Below are 12,617 nucleotides of genomic sequence, written 5' to 3' on the forward strand. Positions count from 1 at the left end.
GGCATAGACCGCTTCGGTGCCTCGGCGCCCCTGCAGGTACTTCTCGAGAGGTACGGCTTCACGGTCGACAACGTGGTGGCGCGCGCGAGAGCGGTGCTCGCGCGCTGAAGTGGCCCTTCTGTCAACGGCAAGGTTGGATTGCGCGTAAGCGACGCCTGGCCGCATTTCAGCGGCGACCCATATCGCTTCCGTCACTTCGTGCCCTAGCTCGCCAAGGGCGAGACGGCGGGGGACATCGTCAAGACCCTGTCCCTGTCCGGACCACCCAATGCCGCTTGGCGGGGGGCGAGTCAACCCTTATTTCGACGATGGCGAACCCGGGCAGCCTTTCACGGTTGGCAACAAAGGGCTCCGTCGCGTTTCCCGTCCGGCACCGGCTGCCCATCGGAACGGCGCCGGAGGCACGGATGCGCCCTATCGAAACCACAGCGGTGTGTTGAGTTGTTGACAAGGCACGGAACAACGCTTTACGGTCGCGGCTTGAAACACCGAGGAGGGCACTCATGCTTGAACGAAAGCCGGACTCCCTGGATCTTCCCCACCAGCTCCAGCGCGAAAAGGCGCTTTCGAGATCAGAAAGCAGGGGTGGCGCGGCGCCCGACCGCCGGCAAGAGGGCTCGATCCCGGGGGAAGTGCCGACCGACGTTCCACCGTTGACCAATGCCGAGCTGGTACAGCTCCACATCCGCGTGATCGCGCTGGAGAACTTGGTGATCGCGCTCCTGGCAGCGGCGTCTGATCGGCAGCTCGAGCTTGCTCGCGAAATGGCAGCCTATATTGCTCCGAGGCCAGGGTTCACTCGCCATCATCTGACGGTCGATGGGGCAGCACAGATGATCAGTCTTGTCGATCGAGCCCGACATTTCCGGGGCATCCCACGTAGAAGAAAGTAAAACTGATACCGGCCACGCGCGCCGTTTGTCTCTGGACGGCTGCTCTTGTGGTCCCAGATTTGCCGTCGCAAGAAAGAAAGCAAGGTACTTCGCAACCGCGCAAAACAGATTCGATACTTCGCGAATCCAAGAACGCATGGGCTGCGTGAGACACTGTTCTCGACCCCGCTGGACGCGCCACACCCGCACGGTACCGCTGCGGGAGGGATTTAGCAGGCGGCTGTGGGACGACGGCAGCCCTGCACAGGAAACCCCGCCTCACCAATGCCACAAGCATCGGTCTTTCCGCATTCTTCGCAATAGTCCGACGAACGCCGTTCTTGGCTGGCCCGGTTTATTGCACTGCATGCATCAATAGGCCCAAACATTGCAATTCCCCTAAGCCATCCTGCGTCGCAAACTCACTCCCCACAACTGCTGCCGTTTGGTGCAGTGAACGAAGGAGACGACAGTGGACGCACAGCGAGATCAGCTGCAATCGTGGATCGGGCGCAGCGAAAGATTCGAAGACACCATCTACCCCACGCCCATCGTGGCACTGACGGCGACTCTGGATCATCAGGCGACGCCGGTAGGCGCCGGCACCCCGCTTCCGCCACTCTGGCATTGGCTGTACTTCCTGCCGATGCATCGGCAGAGCGAAATCGGCGCCGACGGCCATGCGAGGCGCGGCGGCTTCCTGCCGCCGGTTCCGCTGCCCCGGCGCATGTGGGCCGGCAGCCAGTTCGAGTTCCGTTCGCCGATCCGCGTCGGCGACCGTGTGGCGCGAACCTCGACCATCGATGACGTTACGACGAAGGAAGGCCGCACCGGCACGCTCGTGTTCGTGAAGGTGCGTCACGAGGTGCGCTGCAACGAGGCCGCCGAGCCGGCGCTGGTCGAGTTCCACGACATCGTCTACCGCGAAGCCCAGGGCCCGGACGATGTCGTGCCGCCGCCCCAGGCCGCGCCGGCCGAGGCCGCCTGGGGCCGCCGGATCGTCCCGGACGACGTGCTGCTGTTCCGCTACTCGGCGCTCACGTTCAATGGCCACCGCATCCACTACGACCGCCAGTATGTGACGCAGGTCGAAGGCTACCCGGGCCTGATCGTGCACGGACCGCTGATCGCGACACTGCTGATGGACCTGCTGCGCCGCCAGCTGCCCGATGCCGACGTCGCGAGCTTTCGCTTCAAGGCGCTCCGCCCGACTTTCGACCTCAACGCGTTTCATGTCAGCGGTCAACCGCAGGCCGACGGCAAATCGATCCACCTCTGGGCCTCGGACCAGGAGGGGTGGCTGACGATGGACGCCACCGCCGTGCTGCGCTGATCCACCACCACGACATCAAGAGAGACTAACCCATGCAGCCACTCAAGGGCATCACCGTCGTCACGCTGGAGCACGCGATTGCCGCGCCCTTCGCCACTCGCCAGTTGGCGGACCTCGGTGCCCGCGTCATCAAGATCGAGCGCCCCGGTTCGGGCGACTTCGCCCGCGGCTACGACGAACGCGTTCGCGGCCTCGCGTCGCACTTCGTCTGGACCAACCGCTCCAAGGAAAGCCTCACGCTCGACGTGAAACACCCCGATGCAGCCCAGGTGCTCGAACGGTTGGTCATGGAGAAGGCCGACGTCGTCGTGCAGAACCTGGCACCGGGCGCCGCAACGCGCCTCGGCCTTGGCTACAACAAGCTTTCCGGCGTCAAGCCGGGCCTGATCGTTTGCGATATTTCCGGCTACGGGGACGACCCGCACAATCCCGGCCCCTACCGCGACAAGAAGGCCTACGACCTGTTGATTCAAAGCGAGGCCGGCTTCGTCTCGGTCACAGGTACGCCCGAAGAGCCCTGCAAGGCGGGCCCCTCGATCGCGGACATCGCCGCCGGCATGTACGCCTACAGCAACATTCTCGCGGCGCTGCTGCAGCGCGGCCAGACCGGCAAGGGGCAACGCATCGACATCTCGATGCTGGAGTCGCTGGCCGAGTGGACCAGCTACCCGCTCTACTACGCCTTCGAAGGCGCCGCGCCGCCGCCGCGTACCGGCGCCAGCCACGCGACGATCTATCCGTACGGCCCGTTCCCTGCCGGCGACGGCAGCACCGTGATGCTGGGCTTGCAGAACGAGCGCGAATGGGTCAGCTTCTGCGACAAGGTGCTGCAGCAACCCGAGCTCGCGAAGGATCCGCGCTTTAGCGCCAACTTCAAGCGTGTGGCGGAGCGGGTCGCGCTGCGCCAGATCATCGTGGACGCCTTCACGCCGCTGACCGGCAGGCAGGTGGTCGAGCGACTCGAACTCGCGCAGATCGCCAATGCCCAGGTCAACACCATGAAGGAAGTCTGGGCGCATCCGCAACTCGAGGCGCGCGGCCGCTGGACCGAGGTCGGAACGGCCATGGGGCCGGTGCCCGCCATGCTGCCTCCCGGCACCTGGAACACCGGCCCGCGTATGGATCCGGTGCCTGCACTCGGCGAGCACACCGACGCCATTCTGTCCGAGCTCGGCTACAGCGCGGCCGAGATCGCCGGCCTGCACACGTCCAAAGCCGTCTGAGGTCGCTGTCATGCCCGCCGAATTGATGCCTCCTGCCCGGACCTACCTCTTCGTGCCCGGCACCCGCCCAGAACGTTTCGACAAAGCGCTGGCCAGCGGTGCCGACAAGGTCGTGCTCGACCTCGAGGATGCCGTGGCCGGCGACGACAAGGCCAATGCACGCAGCGCTATCGCGACATGGCTGCAGGGTGCAACGCCCGCAGACCGTTCGCGTATCGTGGTGCGTATCAACGACGCCCGCTCGCCCTGGTTTGCCGCCGACCTCGCGGCATTGCGCGACGCGCCCGGGATCAGCGTGCTCTTGCCCAAGGCCGAGTCGGCCGCGCAGATCGCCGAGACCCAGGCAGCATTGCCGCATGCCGGCATCCTCGCGCTCATCGAAAGCGCACGCGGTGCGGCTGACGTGGACCGCATTGCGGCCGCCGGCGCGCAGCGCCTGGTGTTCGGCACGCTCGATTTCGCACTCGACCTCGACATGGACATCTCCACGGACGCCTCCGGCCTTGGTTATGCAGCCGGCCGCATTGCGATCGCTTCGCGCCTGGCCGGCCTGCCGGCACCGGTAGCAGGCGTCACGCCGCAACTCGACGACGAGGCACAGTTGCTGTCGGATCTTGCGGAGGCTCGACGGTTTGGCTTCGGCGCCAAGCTATGTATCCACCCGCGCCAGGTCCAGCCGATCCACGCCGCGCTGCGTCCGAGCGCGGAGGCACTGGATTGGGCTCGGCGCGTCCTGGTTGCCGACGCCGCGTCGCCCGGCGCCGCCCGGCTCAACGGACGCATGGTCGACCGGCCCGTCGTCCTCCAGGCACAACGCACGCTGGCCCTGGCCCGCGACTGACAGACCTCATTCCCCAACTTCCACCGCAGAAAGAGACAACCCACCATGGCTTCCACCATCATCGACTCACGCATCTTCGGCGACATGTTCAGCGACGCACGCATGCGCGATGTCTGGTCCGACGAGAATCGCACCGCCAAGTACCTGGACATCGAGCGCGCCCTCGCGAAGGTGCAGGGCGAACTCGGCATCATCCCGAAGGAAGCCGCGGATGAGATCGTTCGCAACTGCAACCTGTCGCAGATCGACTGGGCCAAGTTAAAAGCCAAGACCGAGCAGATCGGCTACCCCATCATTGCCGTGGTCAACCAGATCAATGCGAACTGCCGCGACAAGCTCGGCGAGTATTGCCATTGGGGCGCCACGACGCAGGACATCACCGACACGGCCGCCGTGCTGCAGATGCGCGAAAGCCTCGTTCTTGTCGAGCAGGATCTGGACGAGATCGGGGATGCGCTCGCCGCCCTGGCGAAGAAGTACCGTGACACGCCGGTCATCGGCCGTTCCAACCTGCAGCAGGCCACGCCGATCACCTTCGGCTACAAGATGGCGAGCATCCTGGCTGGCATCGATCGCCACCGCGAGCGCCTGCAACAGCTCAAGCCACGCGTCCTGATGGGCGAGTTCGGCGGTGCGTCGGGCACGTTGTCTTCGCTCGAGAAGGGCGCGATGGAAACCCAGGCCGGACTGATGAAGGAACTGGGCCTGGCCCAGCCGCTGATCTCGTGGCACACGGTGCGCGACACCATCGCGGAGGTCGGAGCCTTCCTGGGCCTGGTTGGCGGCTCGCTGGGCAAGATCGCGATGGATGTCAAGCTGATGATGCAGACCGAAGTGGCGGAGGTCTTCGAGCCCTTCGCACCGGGCCGGGGCTCGTCGTCGACCATGCCGCAAAAGCGCAATCCGATCTCCTGCCTCTACATCCACGCCAACATCTCGGTCGCCCGCCAGCATGCCGCCGCGCTGATGGATGCGATGGTGGCCGACCACGAGCGCTCGACCGGTCCCTGGGAAATCGAGTGGGTGTCGCTCCCGGAGATCTTCTGCCTGATGTCAGGCGCATTGAAGCAGACCAAGTTCATCCTCAAGGGGCTGGAGGTCGACGCCACCCGAATGCGCGCCAACATCGATATCACCAACGGGCTTGTGATGTCCGAGGCCGTGATGATGGGCCTGGGCCCGTACATTGGCCGTGAATATGCCCATGACCTGGTGTATGACCTGTGTCGTCAGGCACTCGCCGACAACCGGCCGTTGATCGAGATCCTGGCCGCCCACCCGGAGATCAACAAGCACGTCACTCGAGCCCAGCTCGACGCAATGTGTGACCCGGCCAACAACCTCGGCCAAGCCGGCGTCATGGTCGATCGGGTGCTCGGCGCGCGCCGCTGAGTCCGTCCCCGCTCCACGCTTCCGACCGAACCGGCGCAGACCGGTACGCATCTGTGCGCCTCTCAAAACCGGAGACAACGTCGTGAACATCCGCAAACTCCTGAAACTGCTCTACGTACAGGTCCTGATCGGCCTGATCCTCGGCATCACCGTAGGCCACTATTGGCCAGACTTCGGCGCCAGCCTCAAGCCGCTCGGCGACGGCTTCGTCAAGCTGGTCAAGATGATGATCGCCCCGGTGGTGTTCTGCACCATCGTCACCGGCATCACCTCGCTAGGTGATTCGAAGGAAATCGGCAAAACGCTGCTGAAGGCTATGGGCCTCTTCTACGCCCTGACGATTCTCGCGCTCATCACGGGCCTGGTCACCGTGTTCCTGATGCAACCGGGCGCCGGCATGCACATCGATCCGAAGAACCTCGACGCCTCCGTGGCGACCCGCTTCGCGAACCAGGTGCATATCCACGGTTTTACCGACTTCGTCATGCACATCATCCCGAACGCCTTCGTCGGCGCCTTCGCCGAGGGCGAGGTGCTGCCGGTGCTGCTGTTGGCCGTGCTCTGCGGATTCGGGCTCACCCGCATCGGAACAGCGGCCAAGCCCGTGCTCGAGGGCGTCGAAGGCTTCTCGCACATGCTCTTCGCGGCCTTCGGCATCATCATGCGGCTGGCGCCGATCGGTGCATTCGGCGCGATGGCATTCACCGTCGGGCGTTACGGCATCAAGTCGATCGGCTCGCTCGGCTTGCTGATCGGGACCTTCTATGTGGCCTGCATCTTCTTTGTCGTCGTGGTGCTCGGTGTGCTCTCGCGATTGCACGGCTTCAAGCTGTGGCAACTGATGCGCTACATCAAGGAAGAGTTGCTGGTCGTGCTCGGCACCTCGTCCAGCGAGCCGGTGCTGCCGCGCCTATTGCTCAAGCTGGAGCGCCTCGGCTGCAAGAAGGGCGTGGTCGGCCTCGTTCTTCCGACCGGCTATTCGTTCAATCTCGACGGCACGGCCATCTACCTCACGCTGGCGTCGATGTTCATCGCCCAGGCCTGCGACATCCATCTGTCCTGGCTACAGATCGCCTCGATGCTGGGCATCATGCTGCTCACGTCCAAGGGGGCAGCGGGGGTCACGGGCAGTGGCTTCGTCGCCCTGGTTGCCACGCTCACGGTCATGCCTGACCTGCCCGTGGCCGGCGTGGCGCTGATCGTCGGCATCGATCGCTTCATGTCCGAGGCGCGGGCGCTCACCAGCACCATCAGCAACGCAGTGGCCTGCATCGTGGTCTCGATCTGGGAAAACGCGTGCGACCGGGACGTGCTGCGGCGCGAACTGGCCGCGAACTACGCCAACACCGAGCATGATCTCGAAGAGGGTTCCGGCGACTTCCCTGCGCCGCTCGGCCACGCTGGCCCGGCGCACTGACACCGAGCGCCGGGCTTGGAGCACGGCCCGTTCAACTCACCGCGCGGCGGCCTTCGGGCTTGCCGCGCTTTGCCTTCATCTCGGAGAAGAAGGCGTAAAGCTGCTGCGCGGCCGGGGACAGGGTCCGGCCCTTGCGCCGGATGAGGCCGATCTTGCGGGTGATCACCGGGTCGTAGAGCGGAACGCTCACGAGCAGCGGATGGTCCGCGTCCGGCATGGCGATCGAGGGCACCGCTGCGACGCCGAGGCCCGCCTCCACCAGGCCGAGCATCGTCGTGACGTGCTGGGTCTCGTAGATGCTCTGCGGACGCCCGGCCAGGCCCGAAAGCGCCTGGTCCAGAAGCAGCCGGTTGCCCGACGCCTTGCTGACCGAGATGTAGTCGTACTGCGCCAGTTCGGACCAGCTCACGCGGCGCTTCCTGGCGAGCGGATGGTCGCGCCTGCAAGCCGCGACGAAGCGCTCCTCCAGCAAGGGCTTGAATTCGATGTCCGGCTCCTTGCCGCCGACGAAGTTGAGCCCGAAGTCGGCCTCGCCGCGCGACACAGCCGACAGCACCTCGTTGGCGCTGGCGTCGAAGACCTTGACCCGGATCTTCGGGTAGCGCTCGTGGTAGCGCGAGATCACCTGCGACAGGAAGTAGTAGACGGTCGAGGGCACGCAGGCGATCGTCACCTCGCCCATGCGCGTGGCCGCCACGCCGCGGATTCCCAACAGCGTGTGGTCGAGGTCGTCCAGGAGCTGCTGCACCTTGCGATCGAAGTCGCGTCCGACCGAGGTCAGGCTCACGCGCCGGGTGGTGCGGTCGAGCAGTCGCACGCCAAGGGCCTCCTCGAGCTTTTCGATGCGTCGGCTGAATGCCGGCTGCGACACATGCAGCGCCTCGGCGGCCTTTCGGAAGYTGTTGAGCTCGGCCACCGCCCGGAACGCCTGCAGATCGTTGAGATTGAAGTTGATGGCCATGGCGCAGGGCTCCCGAGCAGTGTCACTGATCGACAGTGTGCATCAATCGATCCTAAACATGCAATTCACAGAACGCTTCAGAGAGCGGAACATTCGATCACGGCCAAACAAGAGCCTCCCAAGCAACCAGTTTTCGACCATCCACCGGAGTAGACAAATTGAAGTTCCAGAAGATTCGCCTCGTTGGCGCCGCCGCGCTGGCGGCGTCCTTGGCCTGCGGCAGCGCAGCCGCCGCCTTTCCTGAAAAGTCGATCACCCTCGTGGTCCCGACGGCGGCGGGAGGTGCCAACGACGCCATGGCGCGCGTCATCGGCCAGGCCATGTCGGCCATCCTCAAGCAGCCCGTCATCGTCGATAACAAGGCCGGCGCCAACGGCGCCATCGCCAGCGAGTACGTGATGCGGGCTGCTCCCGACGGCTACACGCTCATGCTGGGCTACATCGCAACCCATGCAATGAACCCGGCATTGCAAAAGCTTCGCTACGACCCGGTGAAGGATTTCGAGCCCGTCGGCATGGTCGGGTCCTCGGCAACGCTGATGGTGCTCAATCCGGCAGTCAAGGCCGGCAACGCGAAGGAAGTCGTGGGGATGCTCAAGGCCGCTCCGGACAAGACCAGCTACGCCTCGGCCGGCAACGGCACCGCGCCGCACTTCGCGGCCGAGATGTTCAAGCTTTCGACGGGCACCAGCATGCTGCACGTGCCCTACAAGGGCTCCGCACCGGCCATCACCGACACCATCGGAGGCCAGACGCAGGTGATGTTTCCCAGCCTCTTCACGGCCATGCCGTACGTCAAGGCCGGCAAGCTGAAGGCAGTGGGCGTTGCAGGCACCAAGCGCTCGACGCTCATGCCCGACGTACCCACGCTCCAGGAGCAGGGCATCGCCGACGTCGACGTCTCGCAGTGGTACGGCATCTTTGCGCCGGCGAAGACGCCCAAGCCGGTGATCGAACAGCTCAACAAGGTGCTCAACGAGGTGCTGGCCGACAAGAGCGTGATCAAGCGACTCGAGGACCACGGTGCCGAAGTCTCAACCATGACGACCGACCAGATGCGCACCTATGTGGCGCAGGAGCAGGTCAAGTGGAAGAAGGTGGTCCAAGCGGCCAAGATCACCGCGGATTGAGATGAGCCGGTCCATCCCTTGCGTGCTGATGCGCGCCGGAACATCGCGCGGCCCTTTCTTCCTGCGCGAGTGGCTGCCCGAAGGCGACGAGGCCCGTGACCAGGCGCTGATCGGCGCCATCGGTGCCTCCGACCCGCTGCAGCTCGACGGCGTGGGCGGCGGCAGCACGTTGAACAGCAAGGTCGCCATCGTGTCGCGCTCGTCGCAGCCGGGCTGCGACATCGACTATCTCTTCGCGCAGGTAGGCGTCGGCCACCGATCGGTCGACACGCGGCCGAACTGCGGAAACATGCTCTCCGGCGTTGCGCCTTTCGCGATCGAGCAGGGGTTGATTTCTCCGACGGAAGGGACCACCAATGTTCGCGTTTACAACGTCAACACTGGTTCGCGCATCGACGTGACTGTGCGAACACCCGGCGGCCGCGTGACTTATGAAGGCGATGCGCGCATCGATGGTGTGGCCGGCACGGCGGCGCCCATACTGCTCAACTTCCTCGATGCGTGGGGTGCAGTCACCGGGAAGGTGTTTCCAACAGGCAAGCGAATCGACACGATCGACGGCATCCAAGTGACCTGCATCGACGCGGCCATGCCGCTGATGATCGTGCGCGCCGGCGATCTCCGCGTCACGGGGCGCGAGAAACCAGCAGCGCTCGACGCGAACACTACGCTCCTCGAGCGACTGGAGAGCCTTCGCCTGGAGGCTGGCCGCAGGATGGGCCTCGGCGACGTCTCCAACAGCGTCATTCCAAAGCCGGTGCTGGTCAGCACGGGTGAGTCGAATAACAGCATCGGCTCCCGCTACTTCACGCCGCGCAAATGCCATGCATCGCATGCCGTGACGGGAGCCATCGGCGTCGCCAGCGCGTTTGCCTTGCCGGGAACGGTCGCGAGCGGGGCGGCGCGCGGACCGGGACGCCACAAGCTGATCGTGCTGCATCCCGCCGGCCAGATCGACGTCGAAGTCGAGTTGAAGGGTAGCGCAGACGCCGCGACCGTGGAGCGTGCCGCCCTCGTTCGCACGGCGCGAAAGATCATGCAGGGCGAACTGCATCTGCCCGATTACGTTTTTTCACCTCCAGAACCACGAGACGCCGGGTCGTCAATTTTTCCGCGCAGAGCCCTGACCCTCATCGTGCCGACGCGCGCCGGAGGCGGCAACGACACGATGGCTCGCATCATCGCCGCCAAGTTGGGGCCGCTGCTCGGCCAGGATGTGGTGGTCGACAACCGGGCCGGGGCGAACGGCGCCATCGCCAGCGAGTACGTGGCGCGCGCCGCGCCGGACGGCCACACATTGATGCTCGGCTACGTCGGAACGCACGCGATGAACCCAGCCCTGCAAAGGCTGGGCTACGACCCGGTGGGCGATTTCGAGCCGGTCGGGCTCGTCGGTTCTTCGCCGACCTTGATGGTCACCCATCCGGAAAAGGGCGCCCCCGACCTGCACACGCTCATCGCTCGGCTCAAGGACGCGCCTCGCTGTTTCAGCTACGCATCCGCCGGCGATGGGACGCCGCCGCACTTCGCGGCCGAACTGTTTCAGCTCAGCAGCGGAACGTCGATGGCCAGCGCGACTTTCGAGGGGGCCGCACCGGCTATTGCCGACACCGTCAGTGGCCGGTCGCAGGTCATGTTTCCCAGCCTGTTCACGGCATACCCTTTCATCCGTGCGGGACAACTGCGTGCCTTGGCAGTGGTAGGACCGAAGCGCCTGGAGGCCCTTCCTGGCGTGCCGACCCTCGCAGAGCTGGGCGTCACGGGGGTGGATGTCGTGCAATGGTATGGGCTGTTCGCGCCGGCCGGTACCCCCCTCGCAGCCATCGATTGCCTCAATCGTGCGCTCAACGAGGCACTAGCCGATCCGGAGGTTGTCAAACGCTTCGAAAACCATGGCGCGCGCGCCGAGCCGGGAGGCGCCGATGCGCTTGCGAAAAGGATGCAGACAGATCTGGCCCGTTGGCGCCAAGTCGTGGCTCAGGCCGAGATTGCGCCGAAAGAGTTGCGCACCTTCGCGCTGGATTGACCGTGGCGCACATGAAGGTGCTGGGATCGAAGGACGGCCCGCCCTCCTCCACGCCCGTTTCCGTCAACGCCAGAACGCAGCTTTGCAGGCGGACGAGGCTTGATCGGGCCCATGGGGGCGCTTCGCGCAAGCGCACGTCCTCTGTTTCTTCGTCGCGATGACTGCCGAGTGCCTCGCCGGCCTGAAGGTTTCGAGCCGCGCGCGCGGCCGCGTGCGAACGCCCCTCGTTCTTGCCCTACAGCGGATCTCGCACAGGCCTCACACATCAGAAGCCGCCCAGGAGATCAACCTGCATGGTGCGACGCGTTCATTCGATGGATAGGAGCAGGCATGAAAGCGGAAATTGAACAGATGAACCAGAAGCGCTACGCCGCTGGCGCGCTCAACGCCGCCGGATTCTCGGGCCTGTCGATGGCGCTCCTGCCCGGCCGGCGCGGGGACGATTTCTCGTGATCCATCCGATTTTCGCGGCCGTCCTCCGGCGGCCTGACCTGCTGGCGCGACACTTGGCGAATCACGCGCAACTCATTCGCGCAGAGCTCACGGCCTCGAAGCGGGCGCTGATGCGGAAGGCGTTTGCCGGTGTGATGGCGGGCGTGTCGCTGCTGCTGGCCCTGGGCCTGAGCGCGACAGCCTTCATGCTCGGCGCGCTCCAGGGCTTCCACTGGGCGCTCGTTGCCGTGCCGGGCGTCGCGTGGCTAAGCCTCGCCGTCTGCGCCGTGGAAGCCACGCGCGCGGCTGTACAAGCCAAGGCGGAGGATGTCCGGGAACAGGTCGAAGCCGACCTGGACCTTCTTCGCCAAGTACGAAGGGAGAATGAGGATGACTGACAACGAAGGTCCACTCACCGCCAAGATGAATCTCGCGCTGTCGCGCGCCCAACTGCTCGCCGCCATGGGCTACCAGGAAGTTCTGAACGCCTCCGGGGACGACCGCATCGAGCCGCTGCGGGCCGATCCCGCGGAGCCGGCCCCGACGCAGGTTGGGCCAACGCGCCTCGTGCCGCCCCTGTCCAGGTGGTGGCGGCATCATCCCGCGCGCAACGCCGTCGAACTGGCCCGTCCGCTGCTGGAGAGCTACGGCCGGCAGCACCCCGGCCGCCTCGTCGGCTACGGCGCGGGTGCGGGCGCGCTGCTCGTGCTCCTGAAGCCGTGGCGCTTTCTTTCGGCGATGACGATCGCCGGCCTGGTCGTCAAGACGCTGGCACCGCTCGGTACCAAGGCGCTCAAGACGCCGCGCGCCTGAGCGTTCGCGGGCGACTGACCCGGGCTATTTGTCCGGGAAGGTGGTCGCCCACCATTCCTTGACCGAAGTCCGGCTCAGGCTCACGACCTGTGGATCGCCATGGATCAAGGCCGCGAGATAGGCGCGCCCCTGTTTCATTATGCCGAGGCGGATCTTTATGTCGCGGGCGTACCAGTT

Annotated in this window: 12 protein-coding genes; 11 read left to right on the forward strand and 1 reads right to left on the reverse strand. The window is 65.3% G+C overall.

Features of this window, described 5'->3' with window-relative positions; genetic code table 11:
• Positions 1–503: 503 nt before the first annotated feature.
• From AC1DY5_RS22100 to dctA, 6 genes are all read left to right on the forward strand, one after another.
• Positions 504–893 carry a hypothetical protein gene (locus AC1DY5_RS22100; RefSeq protein WP_478114784.1) on the forward strand — a complete coding sequence of 130 codons (390 nt, stop codon included), beginning with the start codon at positions 504–506 and terminating at the stop codon, positions 891–893.
• Positions 894–1,344: 451 nt separating this feature from the next.
• On the forward strand, positions 1,345–2,205 hold the full coding sequence (locus AC1DY5_RS22105) for an HTD2 family dehydratase (RefSeq protein WP_478114785.1): 861 nt from the start codon (positions 1,345–1,347) through the stop codon (positions 2,203–2,205).
• Between the two features lie 32 nt (positions 2,206–2,237).
• Positions 2,238–3,428: a CaiB/BaiF CoA transferase family protein gene (locus AC1DY5_RS22110; protein WP_478114787.1), complete on the forward strand. Its 1,191-nt coding sequence runs from the start codon at positions 2,238–2,240 to the stop codon at positions 3,426–3,428.
• A gap of 10 nt (positions 3,429–3,438) precedes the next feature.
• Positions 3,439–4,269 (forward strand): HpcH/HpaI aldolase/citrate lyase family protein, encoded by an 831-nt coding sequence (locus AC1DY5_RS22115; RefSeq protein WP_478114789.1) that lies wholly within the window; start codon positions 3,439–3,441, stop codon positions 4,267–4,269.
• A 45-nt stretch (positions 4,270–4,314) separates the two neighbouring features.
• Positions 4,315–5,661, forward strand: a complete 1,347-nt coding sequence (locus AC1DY5_RS22120; RefSeq protein WP_478114791.1) for a class-II fumarase/aspartase family protein — start codon at positions 4,315–4,317, stop codon at positions 5,659–5,661.
• 82 nt (positions 5,662–5,743) lie between these two features.
• Complete coding sequence (dctA, locus tag AC1DY5_RS22125) at positions 5,744–7,078, forward strand: C4-dicarboxylate transporter DctA (RefSeq protein ID WP_478114792.1); 1,335 nt, start codon at positions 5,744–5,746, stop codon at positions 7,076–7,078.
• Positions 7,079–7,109: 31 nt separating this feature from the next.
• On the opposite strand, the gene AC1DY5_RS22130 is transcribed toward dctA, so the two are convergent.
• Positions 7,110–8,039 (reverse strand): LysR family transcriptional regulator, encoded by a 930-nt coding sequence (locus tag AC1DY5_RS22130; RefSeq protein WP_478114794.1) that lies wholly within the window; start codon positions 8,037–8,039, stop codon positions 7,110–7,112.
• Positions 8,040–8,197: 158 nt separating this feature from the next.
• On the opposite strand from AC1DY5_RS22130, the gene AC1DY5_RS22135 reads away from it, so the two are divergent.
• The 5 genes from AC1DY5_RS22135 (at position 8,198) to AC1DY5_RS22155 (ending at position 12,440) form a co-directional block, all read left to right on the forward strand.
• A complete protein-coding gene (locus AC1DY5_RS22135; RefSeq protein ID WP_478114796.1) occupies positions 8,198–9,169 on the forward strand; it encodes a Bug family tripartite tricarboxylate transporter substrate binding protein in 972 nt (323 codons plus the stop codon).
• Position 9,170: 1 nt separating this feature from the next.
• Complete coding sequence (locus tag AC1DY5_RS22140; protein WP_478114798.1) at positions 9,171–11,195, forward strand: 4-oxalomesaconate tautomerase; 2,025 nt, start codon at positions 9,171–9,173, stop codon at positions 11,193–11,195.
• Positions 11,196–11,525: 330 nt separating this feature from the next.
• Complete coding sequence (locus tag AC1DY5_RS22145) at positions 11,526–11,648, forward strand: hypothetical protein (RefSeq protein ID WP_478114800.1); 123 nt, start codon at positions 11,526–11,528, stop codon at positions 11,646–11,648.
• Positions 11,645–12,025, forward strand: coding sequence for a phage holin family protein (locus AC1DY5_RS22150; protein ID WP_478114802.1), 381 nt, complete (start codon positions 11,645–11,647; stop codon positions 12,023–12,025). Before AC1DY5_RS22145 ends, AC1DY5_RS22150 begins: the two co-directional genes overlap by 4 nt.
• Positions 12,018–12,440 carry a hypothetical protein gene (locus AC1DY5_RS22155; protein WP_478114804.1) on the forward strand — a complete coding sequence of 141 codons (423 nt, stop codon included), beginning with the start codon at positions 12,018–12,020 and terminating at the stop codon, positions 12,438–12,440. Before AC1DY5_RS22150 ends, AC1DY5_RS22155 begins: the two co-directional genes overlap by 8 nt.
• The last annotated feature ends 177 nt before the right edge of the window (positions 12,441–12,617 follow it).

The organism is Variovorax sp. P4_D9, from assembly GCF_056401695.1.